General features: G+C 39.2%; 16 protein-coding genes and 1 pseudogene. 4 read left to right on the plus strand and 13 right to left on the minus strand.

What is annotated here, in order from left to right; all coding sequences use genetic code 11:
* Window positions 1-241: 241 nt before the first annotated feature.
* On the minus strand, window positions 242-832 hold the full coding sequence (locus MLC44_RS01890; RefSeq protein WP_434658212.1) for an NUDIX domain-containing protein: 591 nt from the start codon (window positions 830-832) through the stop codon (window positions 242-244).
* Window positions 825-2,015, minus strand: a complete 1,191-nt coding sequence (locus MLC44_RS01895) for a peptidoglycan DD-metalloendopeptidase family protein (protein WP_346389259.1) — start codon at window positions 2,013-2,015, stop codon at window positions 825-827. The genes MLC44_RS01890 and MLC44_RS01895 overlap by 8 nt, the downstream gene beginning before the upstream one ends.
* A gap of 100 nt (window positions 2,016-2,115) precedes the next feature.
* Here MLC44_RS01895 and MLC44_RS01900 point away from each other — a divergent pair, with 100 nt between their 5' ends.
* From MLC44_RS01900 to MLC44_RS01910, 3 genes and pseudogenes are all read left to right on the plus strand, one after another.
* Complete coding sequence (locus tag MLC44_RS01900) at window positions 2,116-2,925, plus strand: plasminogen-binding N-terminal domain-containing protein (protein WP_434658215.1); 810 nt, start codon at window positions 2,116-2,118, stop codon at window positions 2,923-2,925.
* A pseudogene (locus MLC44_RS01905) lies at window positions 2,915-4,301 on the plus strand (FAD-linked oxidase C-terminal domain-containing protein). Before MLC44_RS01900 ends, MLC44_RS01905 begins: the two are co-directional and overlap by 11 nt.
* 6 nt (window positions 4,302-4,307) lie before the next feature.
* Window positions 4,308-5,132, plus strand: coding sequence for a YihY family inner membrane protein (locus tag MLC44_RS01910; protein ID WP_346389262.1), 825 nt, complete (start codon window positions 4,308-4,310; stop codon window positions 5,130-5,132).
* Here MLC44_RS01910 and MLC44_RS01915 read toward each other — a convergent pair.
* From MLC44_RS01915 to MLC44_RS01950, 8 genes are all read right to left on the minus strand, one after another.
* Complete coding sequence (locus MLC44_RS01915) at window positions 5,079-6,362, minus strand: ComEC/Rec2 family competence protein (RefSeq protein WP_346389263.1); 1,284 nt, start codon at window positions 6,360-6,362, stop codon at window positions 5,079-5,081. The two genes, MLC44_RS01910 and MLC44_RS01915, sit on opposite strands and share 54 nt — an antisense overlap.
* On the minus strand, window positions 6,363-7,808 hold the full coding sequence (locus MLC44_RS01920; protein ID WP_346389264.1) for a replicative DNA helicase: 1,446 nt from the start codon (window positions 7,806-7,808) through the stop codon (window positions 6,363-6,365).
* Window positions 7,798-8,259 carry a HepT-like ribonuclease domain-containing protein gene (locus tag MLC44_RS01925; RefSeq protein ID WP_151901125.1) on the minus strand — a complete coding sequence of 154 codons (462 nt, stop codon included), beginning with the start codon at window positions 8,257-8,259 and terminating at the stop codon, window positions 7,798-7,800. The genes MLC44_RS01920 and MLC44_RS01925 overlap by 11 nt, the downstream gene beginning before the upstream one ends.
* Window positions 8,252-8,539: a nucleotidyltransferase family protein gene (locus MLC44_RS01930; protein WP_346389265.1), complete on the minus strand. Its 288-nt coding sequence runs from the start codon at window positions 8,537-8,539 to the stop codon at window positions 8,252-8,254. The genes MLC44_RS01925 and MLC44_RS01930 overlap by 8 nt, the downstream gene beginning before the upstream one ends.
* A gap of 54 nt (window positions 8,540-8,593) precedes the next feature.
* Window positions 8,594-9,652 (minus strand): flavodoxin-dependent (E)-4-hydroxy-3-methylbut-2-enyl-diphosphate synthase, encoded by a 1,059-nt coding sequence (gene ispG / locus MLC44_RS01935; RefSeq protein WP_346389266.1) that lies wholly within the window; start codon window positions 9,650-9,652, stop codon window positions 8,594-8,596.
* A gap of 47 nt (window positions 9,653-9,699) precedes the next feature.
* Window positions 9,700-11,028 carry a DUF2202 domain-containing protein gene (locus MLC44_RS01940; RefSeq protein WP_434658217.1) on the minus strand — a complete coding sequence of 443 codons (1,329 nt, stop codon included), beginning with the start codon at window positions 11,026-11,028 and terminating at the stop codon, window positions 9,700-9,702.
* An 82-nt stretch (window positions 11,029-11,110) separates the two neighbouring features.
* Window positions 11,111-13,111 (minus strand): TonB-dependent receptor domain-containing protein, encoded by a 2,001-nt coding sequence (locus MLC44_RS01945; RefSeq protein WP_434658219.1) that lies wholly within the window; start codon window positions 13,109-13,111, stop codon window positions 11,111-11,113.
* Window positions 13,112-13,387: 276 nt separating this feature from the next.
* Entirely contained in the window at window positions 13,388-14,443 is a 1,056-nt protein-coding gene (locus MLC44_RS01950) for an agmatine deiminase family protein (protein WP_434658220.1), read from the minus strand.
* A gap of 16 nt (window positions 14,444-14,459) precedes the next feature.
* Here MLC44_RS01950 and MLC44_RS01955 point away from each other — a divergent pair, with 16 nt between their 5' ends.
* A complete protein-coding gene (locus MLC44_RS01955; protein ID WP_346389270.1) occupies window positions 14,460-15,488 on the plus strand; it encodes an alanine racemase in 1,029 nt (342 codons plus the stop codon).
* Between the two features lie 8 nt (window positions 15,489-15,496).
* Here the strand turns inward: MLC44_RS01955 and MLC44_RS01960 are convergent, their stop codons facing one another.
* The 3 genes from MLC44_RS01960 to rsmG are packed head-to-tail and all read right to left on the minus strand — an operon-like array spanning window position 15,497 to window position 16,706.
* Entirely contained in the window at window positions 15,497-15,886 is a 390-nt protein-coding gene (locus MLC44_RS01960; RefSeq protein ID WP_346389271.1) for a hypothetical protein, read from the minus strand.
* A complete protein-coding gene (locus MLC44_RS01965; RefSeq protein WP_434581014.1) occupies window positions 15,886-16,122 on the minus strand; it encodes a PP0621 family protein in 237 nt (78 codons plus the stop codon). The genes MLC44_RS01960 and MLC44_RS01965 overlap by 1 nt, the downstream gene beginning before the upstream one ends.
* The gene (gene rsmG, locus MLC44_RS01970) at window positions 16,119-16,706 is read right to left on the minus strand and encodes a 16S rRNA (guanine(527)-N(7))-methyltransferase RsmG (protein WP_151901116.1); all 588 of its coding nucleotides are present in this window, start codon (window positions 16,704-16,706) and stop codon (window positions 16,119-16,121) included. The genes MLC44_RS01965 and rsmG overlap by 4 nt, the downstream gene beginning before the upstream one ends.
* Window positions 16,707-16,743 lie beyond the last annotated feature (37 nt).

Genomic DNA, 16,743 nt, shown 5'->3' on the forward strand with positions numbered 1-16,743 from the left:
ATACCATTAAGTTAAGAAAAAAGTTCGATATTCTTTTGGAACCTAGGCCTTAGTCTTGAAAGACACAAAGCCCGTACTGAAGTACGGGTTCCGAAAAAGCCGCTTAACTTAATGGCATTGAGACTAAAGTCTGGATGCCGAGAGGGGGGATGATCCAGGAATCGGTACTTCAGTGCCGACTGATGTCTTTGCTTCATCTTTTGAACTTTCATGCCGCAAAGCCCGCACTGCAGAAAAAAATTTAGTTTTTTCTAAGACATACTTTAGTGCCGACTTTTTTTGTATCAAAAAACCAGTAAAAAGCCAAAGAAACACCGGTTGTTTTTTGATAGCGTTCATCAAACATAAACTTTTTTGCTTCAGATACGGGGATGTAAATGACCTCGATTTCTTCCTCTTCAAGACCACCGCCTTCATTTATTTTCATATGTTCGTCAATTTCGGCATAGTAGAGTGTCTGATAGGTCCCCGATATGCCGACACTGGTGTAAAAAGCACTGATTTTTTCCAGATTTTGCACAGGCAGATCATATCCGCACTCTTCCAAAATTTCCTCTTTGGCTATTTGCTCTATGGAACACTCTTTGTCAACAATGCCGGCACAGAGTTCATACATGTAACCGTTGTTTTGATTTTTGTTAAGCACGGTAGCGCGAAGCTGTTTGACAAGCACAAAGGCATCTTTTTGTCTATGGTAGAGGAGTATGGCAACACTGTCATGCGAAAGTACGGCTTCCCATCTTTTTTCTTTGCCGTTTTGTGTGTAGTTTATCTCCACCGGTTTGACAAAATTTGGTTCTTTGAGCTCTTTTATGGAAGTTATTTTACCCATTGCTTTTTTCCTTTAAAAGATGAATATAGGACATGTTTTCAAAAGGCGGGCGTTTTTTATAGGCTGTTTTGTTGTTGAGGTGAAGATTGACACTTTCATCATAGTTTTTCTTTAATCGTAAAAATGCTTTTTTTGCTTTGCCTTTGAGCTTTTTGGTCGTTACCTGTACAACTCTGAGCGGGTTGATTGCACGTCCTCTTTTCCTGAGTTCAAAATGCAGATGTGGTCCGGTAGAGCGGCCTGTAGAGCCGACATAGCCTATAGTCTGCCCTTTTTTTACACGTTTGCCCCTGTGAATACCCCTGCGGAATGATTTTAAGTGGGCATAGCGTGTTTCATAGCCGTCAGCATGGCGTATTTTTATCAAATTTCCATAGCTTCCCATTCTTGAAGCCCATACAATGACACCTCTGCCCGCTGCAATAACCGGTGTTCCGCGTCTTGCAGCATAGTCAACGCCCAAATGTGCCTTCCATTTATGCAGTACAGGGTGCCATCTCCTTTTTGTAAAATAAGAAGATATTCTGGCTCCCCTTACCGGACGGGCCAGTAAAAATCCTTCGACCTCATGGGCTTTTTCATCATAATAACGTCCGTCACTGTTGAGGTAGATAAAGTGTTTTTTATGGTGCATCTCTATCATGGCGACTTTTAAAGCAGGCATGGAAAAAGGCTCTCCCAGACGATATTTTTGTTCATAAATCATGACAAGTTCATCACCTTTGCGAATGTCGTTTTTAAAGTTTAATGAGTGTTTGAAACTGGCAACAAAAATTTGTGCCAGTTTTTTTGAACCTGTTTCTTTTAAAATATTGTACATCGGTGAACTTGTTATTGTTGTGTAAAAAGCTTCTGTTTTTGTTGTGCTTATAATGGGAATGGCTTCAAATTTGTAGCTTTTGTCATCTTTGTATATATGGATTTGCAGTTCATCATTCAAAGGCAGTAAAATCTGTTCTATCTCTTCTTTGTTATCTTTTAAAATCTGATAATGAATGCCTGCACGCATCTCCTCTGTGAGTCTTTGGTCATCCTTGTCAAGATTGTAGTAGAGCGGTCGCAACGGAAGATTGTGATTTTGTAAAAAATCCAGATAAGTTTCTCCGTTACTCCACCGGTATCTGTCCACATGGGCAGCAAAAGAGGAGGTAATCAGTAAAAAAAATATGAAAAATCGTATCATAAATATAAGCCTAGAATAAATAATTTGCAAAGATTATCAAATTTTGGCTTAGTCTGAGGTTTGTTTGATATAATCATAAACAAAAAATCAAAGAAGAAACATGAAATATATACTTTTATTCACGATACTTGCGTTGGAAGTTTTTGGCGCTGTTATAAAATCACCTGTAGTCTCAGTTGATAATCAAAATGAAACTGCAACAATAAAAACAGACAAGATAGATGTCGGTGTCAGCGGTTTTGTTGTACATCACATTAGCCCTGAACACAGTGCCATTGTTAAAAATGCTGTTGTGCAGAGTTTTAATGCACAAACAAAGACGGCAACAATCAAAATGAGTGCATTTACTGCTCTGCAAAACAGTGCACTGCCTCACGGAAAATGGCAAGTGCAAGTGGGTGATACGGTCGAGTTGGCATTTGGCTACTCCCGTTCACTGCTTATCGCTCCCAATGAAGAGATTTATTATAGAATTGCCAAGAGTGTGCAGACACAATGGATTCATCCGGATCTTTTTGCAACGGTTCTTTCTTTCCGGGGACATCCGACACCTTTAAAAGAGGACTTTGAAGCGATGGCAGATGCCGGCAGTGTGGGATTGCTTTTTATATATCTCAACCAAAAAGTATATACGCTCGACATCAAAAGTTTTAAAATCCTGAGTATCAGTGATGCAAAACTCAAGCAGGACAAAGTACATCTGCCTTTTTATACGCGTGTCAACAACATTGATGCTGCATGGTGGGGAGCGGGGAGTTCGAGACTCAAAAGTTATGCGCCACACTATTATGAACTGTTGGTTGCAAACAACAAAACGAACAAAGAGCTTTATAATATTATAAAAAACGGTGATGCTTCTTTGCATTACTTACTTGATGAATTTGAAACAGGAAAACAAGATGATAGATAAAAAACATTTACAACACTTTACAAATATTGTAGGTGAAGAGAATATTTACAGTGACAAGGCACATCTGCTTGCCTATTCGTATGATGCGACACGGGAACATTTTGAACCCGATGCGGTTGTTTTTCCGCGAAATGAAGAGGATGTCAGTGAAATACTCAAATACTGTAATGAACATCAGATTATTATAGTACCGCGCGGTGCCGGTTCCGGTTTTACGGGCGGAGCACTTCCAAGCAAAGGCGGAATCGTCCTGGCAATGGAAAAACATATGAATAAAATTCTTGAAATAGATATGAAAAATATGGTCGCCATTGTTCAGCCCGGTGTGATCAATATGGACCTGCAAAAGAGAGTAGAAGAGGTGGGGCTGTTTTATCCGCCTGATCCTGCGAGTCAGGATTACTCTACCATCGGTGGAAATGTGAGTGAAAATGCCGGCGGGATGCGTGCTGCAAAGTACGGTATTACAAAAGACTATGTCATGGCAACACGGGCTGTTTTGCCAAACGGTGATGTGATAAAAGCAGGAAAAAGAACCATTAAAGATGTGGCAGGATATAACATAAGCGGGATATTGATCGCGAGTGAAGGCACCTTGGCAGTGCTTACAGAAATCACGCTCAAGCTGATACCAAAGCCGAAAATGACGAAAAACGGCAATGGGAATCTTTCCGACTGTCAATGAGGCAATGGAAGCAGTTTACAAAACAATGGCAAGCGGTATTACTCCGGTTGCCATGGAGTTTTTGGACAATTTGACGATTCGAGCCGTGGAGGAGACCTTTCATAAAGGTCTGCCGGTTGATGCGGGCGCTTTGCTTGTTACGGATGTTGACGGCAATCTTGAAGATGATCTGGATTTTCAACTTGCACAGATTGAAAAAGTATTCCGTGAAAACGGATGCAGTGACTTTAAAGTGGCAAAAGATGACAAAGAGGCGGCAGACATCTGGTTTGCCCGTCGAAATGCTTCGCCGTCACTCAGCATTTACGGCAGTAAAAAACTCAATGAAGATGTAACAGTGCCCCGTTCGGCACTGCCGGAACTGCTAGAGAGATTTTATGCAATAGCGGACAAATACAATGTCAAAATCCCGTGTTTCGGACATACGGGTGACGGAAATGTGCATACAAATGTCATGGTTGACGGCAGCGACCCTGAGCAGGTAAAAATTGCCTATAAAGCCATAGAAGAGGTGTTTCAGGCAACAATTGATTTGGGCGGAACACTCTCTGGTGAGCATGGAATAGGGCTTGCAAAAGCACCGTACATGAAAATGGCGTTTACAGATGCGGAGATGGCACTTTTTAAATCCATCAAAAAAGCATTTGATCCGAACAATATTTTAAATCCTGCAAAAATGGGGCTTGACTAATAGGTCATGAATGAAAAGCTGACAAAATACTTTAAGCCTGTTCAACTGTTTGTCAGCTCTTTTATTGATAAAGAGCTCACACTTTTTGCGGCAAGTTTGAGCTTTTATACGATCTTTACCATTATTCCTCTTTTGTTGATTGTGATGGCTATTTTGACTGCCTTGCCCTCTTTTGCCGATTATTATGAAAAAATTCAGGGCTTTATATTTTCCAATTTGATGCCTGTGAATTCGGACACGGTTATGTTTCAGATAAACGGATTTTTACAAAACGCTTCTAAAATGGGAGCCATAGGATTTGTGGCAATCTTAGTCTCTTCTCTTTTGTTTTTTAAAAATTTTGAATACATTGCCAACAGAATTTTTCATGCAAAACCAAGAACTTTGTGGGAGAGCATTACGACCTACTGGACACTGCTGACACTCACGCCTGTTGCACTTGGCATCTCTTTTTATATTACAGGCTACATTGCCACCCTTATGGCTTCAAATTCTTTGACTTCAGGGCTTAATATTTTGCCTCTGGTTCCCTACATCATCATTTGGGGACTTTTCTTTTTGATATTTCAAATTGCCGCCAATGCAAAAATAAATCCAAAAGCTTCACTTATCAGTTCTTTTATTGTCTCTGTAATTTTCAGTGTCAGTAAAAATGCTTTTATCTACTATGTCTTTTTAAACAAATCCTACACAACAATGTACGGTTCCTTTGCTATTTTGATGTTTTTGTTTTTGTGGATTTATGTTTCGTGGATTATCTTTTTGTATGGTTTGAAACTATGCCACATTATAGATGAAATATACAAAAAGAAGCAGCGTATAGCCGAGTAAGGCATAGAGTGCTTTTTTGCTAAATACGGCTGCGAGTGAAAGCACAATTTCTGCAATAAGATAAACTTTTGCAAGTGTGTGTTGCAGGGCATGTGCGTTTACATGTAAGAGATAACTTAGAGGTGCATCTAAAAGATTTCCCAGGCCCATTATATGTAATGCAATTGCCAAGGGGTAAAAGAGCGTAAAAAGTGTTGTCCAGAGAATTGAAAGGGGATGATACAGGCTGAAGTTGCCAAATATTGCCATAGAAAAAGGAAGCATCATCAAGTAAACCCAAAACGGCAGGAGCAGAAACTGTGTAAGCTTACTGCACTCCTTACAATGCAGCAGAAATAAAAAGATGTAAAAAACGCCACTTACCGAAAGCCAAAAACCTATACTGAGCAGAAGTTTTGGAAAAAGTGCAAGAATCAAAAGCACGGTAAGCAGGAGTGTCTGCATCGAGATGATTTGCATGCCTCTGTCATACAATACAAAACCGACGACAAGCATTACATAGGCTCTCAGCAGTGAGGGCGGCGAATCCAAAAAGAGCAAATAGCCAAGCAAAACCAGGCTGATAAAGAAAAAACTGTCTCTTTTGTAGCTTCTGTAGGGAAAGTATCTGTTTTGCAAAAATTTATAAGGGTACTTAAACAGAAAAAACAAAAGAGTAGCTAAAACACCCAAATGAAAACCGCTGATGGCGATGAGGTGTGAAATACCGAGGTTGGAAAACTGTGTCTGTATAGATGTTGGGAGGGGAAGCGCCAAAAACAGTGCCTTGTAGAGTTTGGCAATTTCACTGCTTGCGTGCTGTGCATCTATAAACGAGGCCGTTTTTTGTTTGAAAGTAGGCTTTTTATAAATTTTGAGTATTTTGCTAAAGGCAAAAAAACCTTTGAGATACTCTTTGAAGCTGATGTTCCCCGCCCACAGTTCTACATGTAAGCGTTTGTTTTGAAGGTTGTGAAGATTTTTCTTTGCGGTTGTATAAAAAACAAATCCGTCATCACTCCTGAGTTTTAAAATTTTATAGCTTTTTATCTTTCCATTTTTTGTCAACTTTGTTTTATTGTAGGCTTTTACAACTGTGACGTCAGAAAGTTGGGAATCAAATTTTGTGAGCTGTTTGTATTTGTAGTACTCATAAGAGAAGGAAAAACTAAGAAGCGTGAGCATAAGTCCCACAAAGAGAAAGTAATCTCTTTTTGCACTAAAAAGTGTTACTTTCTCAATTATTTGCATTTAGATAGAGGGCATCTCTACCTGTGGCATCTCGATATTGGCCGATTTTGTATCTACATTTTCATAGACGGTCTCAACCCCCTGTGCATAACCCGGTGCGTCCACAAAACGGGTAAGCTTTTTTTGAAAGATGAGTTTGACATGCCCTGTCGGACCGTTTCTTTGTTTGCCGATGATGATTTCGGCATCCTCTTCCTCTTTTTCCACATAGGTTGAGGTAAACTCTTTGCCCTCGGCCTTTGCGGCTTTTTCACGCTCTTTTTCTTCTTTGTAGAGATAGACATCATCACGATAAACAAATAAAATAATGTCGGCATCCTGCTCTATTGAACCAGATTCACGAATATCGCTGAGCATCGGACGCTTGTCGTTACGGCTCTCAAGCCCACGGTTGAGCTGAGAGAGTGCAACTATCGGCATTTCAAGCTCACGCGCGAGCATTTTGAGTCCACGCGAAATTTCTGAGACCTGCAGGTGTCTGTCCTGCGAGCCTATTCCCTGCATAATCTGCAGGTAGTCAATCACGGCTATCTCAATTTCGGGATGCTGATTTTTGAGTTTTCTGAGTTTTGAGCGGAGCTGGTTGATATTTAAACTTCCCTGGTCATCGACAAAGAGTTTTGCGTCATTCATTCTGTCTATGGCACCGTTAAGATTGGACCACTGGTCATCATTCATGTCCCCTACACGAAGCTTCTGCAAAGGAATGGAGGTCTGAATAGAAAGCAGACGCAGCATCAACTGTTCAGCCGGCATTTCAAGCGAGAAAAAGGCAACACCTTTACCCTGGAGTATAAGAGAGTTAACGGTGTTGAGTATAAAAGAAGTTTTGCCCATCGCCGGCCTAGCGGCGATGATAACCAGGTCTCCCTTGCCAAATCCTGTTGTCATTTTGTTCAGTTCTTTAAAGCCTGTATCGACACCGACGAGTACGGAGTTTCCTCGTGCTTTCATCTCTTTGATGTATTCCATAGTATCAAAGGTCATTTTTGGAGAGTCTTTAAAATCGCTTGTCTGGTTGTCCTGGGTGATTTCATAGAGTTTTTTCTCTACGATGTCAACCACTTCGGCCGATGGCAGTTCTTCTTCTACAGTCACTCTTTTTATCTCGGTCGTGAGTGTCAGCAGATGGCGTTTGAGTGATTTGTCTTTGATCTCATCAACATAGGCTTTGGTATTTGAAATAGGGTTGGCAGAGAGAATTTCAAGCAAAACCTGTTCATCAAATTTTTTTGCCTTCATGAGCTCTTTTTTTATAAACTCTTCATCGATTGGCTGGTCTTTTTGCAAAAGTGTAAGCATTGCAGCAAAAATATCCTGATGAGCAGGCAGGTAAAAATCATCTTTTTTCAGTATGACACTCAGTTCATCAAACTGACTCGGCTCAAAGACTATGGAACTTAAGACGGAACGTTCAAAAGCGAGGTTGTAGAGGTTATCTTGCATTGTTTAATTCTTTTTGTAAATTTTTTAAATATGTTTTTAGTTTTTCATCTCTATTTTTCAGATCATAGTTAATAGTAGTGTCGAAAGCTTCACCTAAATTATAAATATTTATAGTTATTTGTTTTAGGTCATCATGAAGTGGAGTAATTTTGTCTTGTAAAACGTTCCAAACTTCTTCTTCATCAATACCAAAATAACCATGAGCAACTATATTCCTAAAATCTATGATTTGTCTAAAATATTTTGGTGAAGATTGATGGAACTGTTTTGTTTGAAGTAGGTTTTTAATGGCTTCACCAATAATTTCTAATTGTCTTATAGTAGCATCCCAATGCAGAGAATCATGTAATAATTCTTGTGCTGATGAAAAGTTGGAAGAATATGCTTTTATTTTAAATATAGCAATAAATATATCGAGTACAAAGAGTTCAACATCTCTTTTTTTAGACATAAAGTATCTCTTTTTCAACACGGCGTCTATAAAACTCTCTCATACTGTCTAAATAGCCTATATCTATTTTTGTGCCGAAAGTATCTTCTAAAAAATATTGTAAATCAGATTTGATAAAAAAATCTTTTTTAGATGTTTCAATAGCTAAGTCGATGTCACTTTCTTCTTCTGCCTCATCACGTGCATAGCTTCCAAACAGTCCGATTTTAGTGACATTATATTTCTCTTTTAAAAGTTGTTTATTGTTCTTTAAAAAGTTTAAAATATACTCTTTTGTCATAACGCAACATCCTTTGTGTATTAGACATATTTTAGCATAATTTATATCAAAGGTTTATGATTTTTTAGCCATATCTTCCACTTCGCTGACAAACCTGTCGACAAGTTCTTTTTCATCCAAATTGGCAACCACTTCGCCTTTTACCATGACAAGTCCTTTGCCTTTTCCGTAGGCTATGGCAACATCGGCATGTTTTGCTTCGCCTATGGCATTGACGACACAGCCCATGACACTTACATCCAGCGGTGCTTTTATGTGGGCTGTTCTTTTTTCTATTTCGGCTACTGCTGAGACCAAATCGGCTTCAATGCGTCCGCAGGTCGGGCAGGAGATGATATTTAAGCCCTCTTTTGCAACGCCGCTGTCTTTTAATATGGCACGGCCGACTTTGATCTCTTCTTCGAGTTCGCCGGTAATGCTTATGCGCATAGTGTCACCGATACCTTCAAGCAAAAGTGTTCCCAAGCCTATGGCACTTTTAACGGTTGCATGAAAAATAGTTCCCGCCTCTGTTACACCCAAATGAAACGGATAGTGGTTCTTTGGACGCAGCATTCTGTAGGCTTCAACCGTTCTTTGCACATCGCTTGCTTTGAGCGATATTTTAATGTCATCAAAACCCAAGTCTTCAAGGTACTTTATGTTGTACTCTGCCGAAGCGACCATTGCTTCTGCCGTCGGACCGTATTTGTCATCAAACTCTTTTTCCAAGCTGCCGGCATTGACACCGATGCGAATAGGAAGATTTCGTTCCTGACAGGCTTTTACTATCTCTCTTATTTTGCTTTTATCGCTGATATTTCCGGGGTTGAAACGGATGCAGTCAACAGATTCGGCTGCAATGAGTGCAAGTTTGTAATTGAAGTGAATATCTGCAACAAGCGGGAGTGAAATCTGTGCTTTGATGGCTTTGAGTGCAAGGGCGTCTTCCATATCAGGAACGGCAACGCGGACAATGTCCGCTCCTGCAAAGTGCAGGCGGTTTATCTGCTCAACCGTTGCTGCAACATTGTGTGTGTCCGAGTAGGTCATAGACTGCACGGAGACAGGAGCATCACCACCGACGGGTACATCACCGACAAATATTTTTTTAGTTGGGTATCTTTTTATCATGGTTGGATTTTAGCCCTTTTTAGGTAAAAAAGGGCTTAGGAAGTTTTTTACTGTCGTCCGTATTGATGACCGTTTCCTGTTGCAGATGCTGTGTCTTGTGGGTACTCCGGATGATTGTATTCTTCACCAATGACTGCACATCCCTGTGTTACACCTATATTTTTGAGTGCCGTATCAAATGCCCAGTAATGTGTATAACTACCGTCTCTTAAAAAGTTAAATACGGTGACAACATCGCTTGCATTTGAATCCTGTGCAATGGCGATATCCTCATCAAGATCGTTGATATCTGTCACCTCTACCATACATCCGACTTCAAGTGCATCTTGTTGAGACTGTTTTCCTTTTGCTACGAGTGTGTCATAAAGATTTTGGATAGCCTGAATGTTGTATTGTCCTGCCGGTAATTCACTTACACTCATATCTAAATAGCTTAAATTCGCATCCGGAAGATTTTGAGCTGCATCTACATTGGTAAACTCATCTAAAGAAGTGATATATTTTTTAATCAAAAGTTGCATATCTGTTGTATGGACTGTCTCAGAATTTGTTGCGATATTGTAGAGTGTTTTAATTTCGATTCCGCTCTCAAGGTGGTAATTATAGAGTGTCATATAGATATCATGTGCCAAACGCTCTTCATTTCCCATATATGCCAGAGTATCTTTTGCCTCTTGCGTAAGAGTAGAAGCAGGTGAAAGCAGTGCCTGTGTTACTGCTGATGTTGTTTGTGTCTGCATAGTAGCGGTATCTGAAATTCCATTACCCTGATGTGCGGCTGAGTTTCTTGAATATCCATGAGCCGAAATGACACTTTGGACATAATCTGTTGTTTGGGTAAGGTGTTGGATTGCTGTTTCTTGGTCGACAAGTGTAAGGTTTAAATCTGCAGCAATTGCATCAAGATTTTCTGCTGTTAGTTTTTCATGTGCTCTTTGACGAAGCTGTTCGCGTACCTGTGCCTGAATACGAATACCATCATTTGTGTTGTTGTTGTCGTCGCATGACTGCAAAAATTCTGCAATTGCGATGACTTCACTGTTATTGAGATCTGTTCTGTTTACATCTGTCAAATCTTGCGGAAAAACCATAGCATCCTGTGGAAGTGTGTAAATTGTTCCAAGTTCAAGTGTTTCAACACTGAACGTTACTGGAAGTGCAGTACATGTAAATGAGCCGTTTTCATCGGTCACACCTGTTGTACCGTCACTACATGTATAGTTGACATCAGCGACAAAACTGTCAACAAGCTGCCCGCTTGTAGTGAGAGATGTGGCTGTAGCAGTACTGTCAGATGATGAACCGCAGCCACTTAAAAGAAGTGTCGCTGCAACAGTAGATATGCTAAGAAGTGTTTTTAAATATTTTGTTTGCATAGAGTAGAATCCTTTTGTCCTTAGTTTTCAAAAGTATAATACAAAAGTGTTAGCGCAGTGTTAGTACCTCAGGATGAGGTACCTAAAATTTAAAATCCAAATTTGTGTAGAAGTAACGCCCCGGTTCATTCATAAGCATAACATCAGTTGTACCACCTGAAATAAGTACCAAGTCTGCATATGTATTGCTTCTTGCATAGGTTTTGTTGAGTATATTATTCATCCCTACAGTGAAGTCGAATTTTTTACTGACAGCATGTTTTATTTTTGCATTGAGTATTGCCCAGCCGGCTAGAACCTGTTCACCGTTTTCATCATCTATCTGTGTCCAGCGTTTACGCATCATAGTGTCAATTGTTGCCATAGAACGGTTTGCATATTCATAGTTAAGAGCAATTTCCCCCTCAAGCGGTGCTATATCCGCCAGGTTTGTGTTTGTTTGTCCTGCAAGGGGAGCATCTTTTTTCCCGCGTTTATAGGCTGCACTCATATCTAAGGAGATGTCATCACTCAGATAAACAGATGCGCTGGCTTCTCCGCCATAAATATATGCGTCAATATTTTGAAATGCATTTACGGCTACACCTTTTTGGATGTAGATATAATCTTTAAGTTTTGAGTAAAAAGTTTTGATTTTAAACTCGAAACTGTCATTATTGATTTCGTATCCTAAATCAACTTCTTGATTTCTGACATTTTTAAGGTCAGGGGTTCCGACAAGATTACCCATAGAACTGAAGAAGTAAAGTTCTCTGGCATCTGGTACACGATAAGCCTGTCCGATACCAAAGAAGATTTTATTCTCTTGATTGAGATTATATGTTCCAAGAATATTTGCACCTACCGAGTGATAATCGTTGTCTTGATAGCTGTCGTTTGTTATGATAGTGTCATCAACTCTGGTTCCAAGAGAAAGGTTGAATGCACCAAAATTTTTGTCAAGTTTTGCAAAGAGTGCTGTGTTTTTTGTTACTGCATTGTCGATACTTTTCTTGTACCCTATGAGTGCTGCTGAATCATTTTTCTCATAATGTCCATTCCATTTTCTGTTACTAGCATCAAGACCGATAAGAAGTTTGTAGGAGTTGATGTCAAAACTGTTTTTTAGTTTGATACCGTCAAGATTTGTTGTCAGCCAGTTTTTAATATTTCCTGTTGCAAGAGAAGAGTTTCTGTAATTTGTTCCCATTGGATGGTCAACATCAGAGTGGTAATATTGCAAATTGATATTTTTGTACCCTTTGGCTACATTGTCAATATTATATTCCACTGAGTATATATTTGAGTCATCATAGAGTGCATCCATTTTGGAGTTTGCATACAATACATTCTCACTTCTGTTTGCTGTGACACTTAAACGAAGTTCTTGATCTTTTGCAGTTGTGATAAAGGCTTTGGCCATGGCACTTTTTTTTGTGTATGCAGGCATATCATAATAAGCAGGTTGGAGTCTTGGGTCTTTGGACCCAACCAGTGTTGCAGAATTTGCTGCTTGGTATTTGTCAATCTGCTGTGCTAAAGAGTCACCGTTTCCGTCATGATACTGATCAGAGGATTCAGTTGAAACTGTTGCAGTCATACGGATAAAATCATTGCCACCGCTTGCACTTGCACCAAATTTTTTATAGTTCCATGAACCAAAACCAAGATTAACAGATGCTTTGAAATCTTTTGTAGGTTGTTTTGTTTTTATCTTCACGCCACCGCTTAAATTGCCGTATGTTGTTACATCATATGGTCCTGTGATTATTTCGATAGAATCAATCTGGTTGGCTACAATGTGTGAAACCGGCGGATCCATTCTGTTTGGGCAGGCTCCATAGATTTTTGTACCGTCAACTTCTACGGAAATATTGTCGCGTTTTTGACCGCGGATGAAGATGTCATTGGCAATACCGCTTCTGCGACTCATGTCTATACTTGGAACTGAATCAGCGAGCGCTTGTGCGACATCAGCAGAAACCTGCGCATTTTGTGCGACGTCTGTGAGTGTTGTGGATTCTACGCTGATTGGTGCAAGTTCAATTTCTGATGCATACAAAGAGGAGAAGACTAATAAAGAGAGTGTAATTGTTCTTTTCATGGTGTACCCTTTTTAAATATATATTTAAAGAATAATTTTAAGAAATTATTTAATTTATGATACAAAAAGAAGTGTTACAAAAGTGTTAATTTTTTGCTAAAATTGCACTATGAGTACAAAAGAAAAAATAAAACGGACGATTTTAATAGCAGCGGGGTTTGGTCTGGCGACCTATTTGATTATGAGCGGGATGGCGATGCTGCAGTAAAGGCTTTGTCTTGCAGAGATGGCTTGTATGACACACAGCCCGCACTGCAAAGTACGGGTTCCGTAACGCTATTTAATCGGAATCGGTACTTCAGTGCCGACTAAAGTGTTTGGGTTTTTAAAAAGCTGAACTGATACGCAAAAGTTCATTGTTACGCAGTGCAGTGAGCCGTGCTGACGGATTAGAACAGAGCAGTCTATGGCTACAACGTCTCTGTCTGGAAACGTTTTTTTAAAAATTGCAAGTGCTTCCTTATCTTGTGAAACACCGTAAACCGGTACTAAAACGGCACCGTTGACAAAAAGAAAATTGGCATAGGTGGCAGGGAGTCGTTCGCCCTCAAAATAAACAGCATCACACATCGGCAGGGCAATAAGTCGGAAATTATGCTCTTTGGCTATTATCTGCAACTCTTCTTCCATCCGTTTGAGTACCTTGTAATGTTCATCGTTTGTATCTTTACATGTAACATACATAATGGTGTTTTCATCTGTAAATCTTGCAAGGGTATCTATGTGGGAATCGGTATCATCCCCCGCCAAATAGCCGGAGTTTAGGTATAAAATATGTTCTGCATCAAAGAACTCTTTTAATTTTTGTGTAATTTGTGCGGCATTAAGATGAGGATTGCGGTTTTTGTTAAGCATACATGCAGCGGTTGTTAAAAGGATACCTGCACCATTGCTCTCAACTGCACCGCCTTCAAGAACAAAATCAATTTTTTCAACCTTGCATGGCAGGTATTTGTGCGCAATTTTTTGCGTCATCAGATTGTCCTTTTTGGCATCAAATTTGTTGCCCCAGCCGTTAAAAGAAAAATCAAGCAAAGCGGTTTTATTGGCTGTTTTAACAGATAAAGCAGAACAGTCTCTTGCCCAGGTGTCATCTGTAACACAGTGTACAAATTCAAGATTGTCTGTATCTGAAAAATATTTTTTTACCGCATCTGTGTCATAGGCGACAACAAGGCATTTTTGATATTTTCTGATGGCATTGATGATGCTGACAAAGGTGTTTTGTGCATCTTCAAGGTAGTCTGTCCAGTCTGTATCTGCATGGGGAAATATAATTTGGGTAAAACTTTGTTCTTCAAATTCGGCAATTAGCCTTTTTTTCTCTTTCATTGTGTATAATTCTCCTATGGCTTACATCGCATTAGATAAAAATCATTTTTTTAACAATCTTGATATTATTACCAAACTAACTAAAACAAAAGATAAAACAGCGCTGGTTTTGAAAGATAATGCCTACGGGCACGGACTTTTGCAAATCGCACGGATGGCAAAAGAGTACGGCATAACAAAAGCAGTGGTACGCACCTTTGAAGAAGCAAAACAGATTGAGAGCTTTTTTGAGTATATTTTGGTTTTGGCAGATTTTGCACAGGAGTCAAATGAAAAAATAAGATATACGATTAATGATTTGCAGGCAATTCACAAATTTGCAAAAAACACAAAAGTACAACTTAAAGTAGATACGGGAATGTGTCGTAACGGTATTTTGATGGATGAACTCGAAGAAGCCTTTGTGTTATGTGCAAAACAAGGACTCAGACTTGAAGCTGTCTTTACACACCACTCTTGCGCTGATGAAGAGAATGAATATTTTGATTTGCAAAACAAAAATTTTCAACAGGTGAAAAAAGAAGCAAAGGTGTTGGCAAAAAAGTATGATTTTGCTCCTTTAGAGTTTCATTCGTGTAATTCTGCCGCACTCTTTCGCACAAATGATTTTGATGAAGATATGGCGCGTGTAGGCATCGCAGCCTATGGTTGTCTGGAATTGCCGAATGCTTTACATGTAAAAGGCTTACATGTAAACGAATTGGCACCTGTTTTGTCTGTATATGCAAAAAAGATCTCTTCAAGAAAGCTTCAAAAAGGAGACTGTGTCGGTTATGGAGCAGCTTTTGAGGCAAAGGCCTCTTGTAGCGTGACAAATTATGATTTTGGGTATGGTGATGGTTTTTTAAGAAGCTGTTCGCACAATTTTATAACGCCTGAGGGCATTAAAATAGCGGGTAGAATTTCTATGGACAACAGTTCTTTTTTGACAGACAAAGAAGAACTCCTGATTTTTAACGATGCACGCGAAGTTGCCAAGTATGCGGGCACAATAAGCTATGAAATTCTTACCTCTTTAAAAGCACACCTGCGAAGAACAATTTAGAGGTATCCTTAAGCTATCTTGACAATCGCCTCTGTAAATACAGCACCGTCTATTCCCAACAGTGCCATCTCTTCTATCTCTTCTTCCTTCTCTATATGTACTAATATTTTTGCATCAAACAAATAGTTTTCAGCAATTTTCTGGGCAGTTTTTGCCAGTTTTTGCTCTACATGGATATAGCTTGCACCCAGGGCAGAAGCATAAATGAGCTCTGTGACATCTTGAACTTTGAGTGCGAATTTTATAGAATTTTGATTGAGGTATTCAATAATATCAAGATTTTTCTCTTCAAATTCGAGGTAAATTATTGACGCAGGTGGTGTCTGAACAATTGCGTCTATATCAGACACATGATAAAATTTTTCACTCTTTATAAATCTATGACCAAATAAAAGCATTATTTCCCCTTTTGTAAACATTCGCGAGAGCAGTAGTATTTTCCGTTACTGAGAATACACTCTTGTATTTCCGCATAAACACCACAGCTTGCACACTCCACCATTTCATCGGCATCAGGCTTTGCGGAGTCTTTTTTCGTGTTCTTTTTTGTAACTTTTGCTTCTGGTTTTGTCTTGAAAAACAGAAAGTAAACCGCAGCAATAACTGCTCCGATTATAAGTATTTTCAGTATCATAATTCTTCTCCTAGAAGTAAATAGTGTCTGTTTTTTGTTTCAATTATTTTATGTTTTATATCAATATCAGCTTCAATTTCATCAAAAACTTTTTCACCTTTGTAAAAAAGCAGCTTTGAATGAGCATCCCGAAAATTTTTACTGAGAGATAAAAGCATTTTTGTGTCTGTGACGGCACGTGATGTGATAAGATCAAATACTTTCGGCTGCATCTCTTCAACCCGTTTTTTTACGACTTTTACATTGTCAAGTCCCAAATCAGCCTTGACAAACTGCAAAAAACTTGCCCGTTTTGTTAAAGGCTCTACAAGTGTTACCTCTGTGTGCGGCAGTGCAAATGCCAAAATCATTCCCGGAAATCCGGCACCGGTGCCTATGTCGAGGAGGGAGTCTACTTTTGGTAAAAAACTGACAGGAAAAACCGCATCATAAATGAACTCATTGATAGTCCGTTCACTTTTTGCACCTGTAAGATTATGAATTTTATTCCATTTAAAGAGATGCTCTTTGTATTTTTGTATGTTTTGAAAAAAATTATTTGGTAACTCTATTTTGTCATGAGCCAGTGTTGTTTTTAAATCCAATAGAATATCCTTTAAAAAGGATATTTTATCTGAATAT

Source organism: Sulfurimonas sp. NW9 (assembly GCF_051132275.1).
In the GTDB taxonomy this organism is placed as follows: Bacteria; Campylobacterota; Campylobacteria; order Campylobacterales; family Sulfurimonadaceae; genus Sulfurimonas; species Sulfurimonas hydrogeniphila.

Excerpts from the sequence above, each read along its gene's own strand:
- MLC44_RS01890 (WP_434658212.1), bottom strand. The coding sequence starts at position 832 with ATGGGTAAAATAACTTCCATAAAAGAGCTCAAAGAACCAAATTTTGTC.
- MLC44_RS01895 (WP_346389259.1), bottom strand. The coding sequence starts at position 2,015 with ATGATACGATTTTTCATATTTTTTTTACTGATTACCTCCTCTTTTGCT.
- MLC44_RS01900 (WP_434658215.1), top strand. The coding sequence starts at position 2,116 with ATGAAATATATACTTTTATTCACGATACTTGCGTTGGAAGTTTTTGGC.
- MLC44_RS01910 (WP_346389262.1), top strand. The coding sequence starts at position 4,308 with ATGAATGAAAAGCTGACAAAATACTTTAAGCCTGTTCAACTGTTTGTC.
- MLC44_RS01915 (WP_346389263.1), bottom strand. The coding sequence starts at position 6,362 with ATGCAAATAATTGAGAAAGTAACACTTTTTAGTGCAAAAAGAGATTAC.
- MLC44_RS01920 (WP_346389264.1), bottom strand. The coding sequence starts at position 7,808 with ATGCAAGATAACCTCTACAACCTCGCTTTTGAACGTTCCGTCTTAAGT.
- MLC44_RS01925 (WP_151901125.1), bottom strand. The coding sequence starts at position 8,259 with ATGTCTAAAAAAAGAGATGTTGAACTCTTTGTACTCGATATATTTATT.
- MLC44_RS01930 (WP_346389265.1), bottom strand. The coding sequence starts at position 8,539 with ATGACAAAAGAGTATATTTTAAACTTTTTAAAGAACAATAAACAACTT.
- ispG (WP_346389266.1), bottom strand. The coding sequence starts at position 9,652 with ATGATAAAAAGATACCCAACTAAAAAAATATTTGTCGGTGATGTACCC.
- MLC44_RS01940 (WP_434658217.1), bottom strand. The coding sequence starts at position 11,028 with ATGCAAACAAAATATTTAAAAACACTTCTTAGCATATCTACTGTTGCA.
- MLC44_RS01945 (WP_434658219.1), bottom strand. The coding sequence starts at position 13,111 with ATGAAAAGAACAATTACACTCTCTTTATTAGTCTTCTCCTCTTTGTAT.
- MLC44_RS01950 (WP_434658220.1), bottom strand. The coding sequence starts at position 14,443 with ATGAAAGAGAAAAAAAGGCTAATTGCCGAATTTGAAGAACAAAGTTTT.
- MLC44_RS01955 (WP_346389270.1), top strand. The coding sequence starts at position 14,460 with ATGGCTTACATCGCATTAGATAAAAATCATTTTTTTAACAATCTTGAT.
- MLC44_RS01960 (WP_346389271.1), bottom strand. The coding sequence starts at position 15,886 with ATGCTTTTATTTGGTCATAGATTTATAAAGAGTGAAAAATTTTATCAT.
- MLC44_RS01965 (WP_434581014.1), bottom strand. The coding sequence starts at position 16,122 with ATGATACTGAAAATACTTATAATCGGAGCAGTTATTGCTGCGGTTTAC.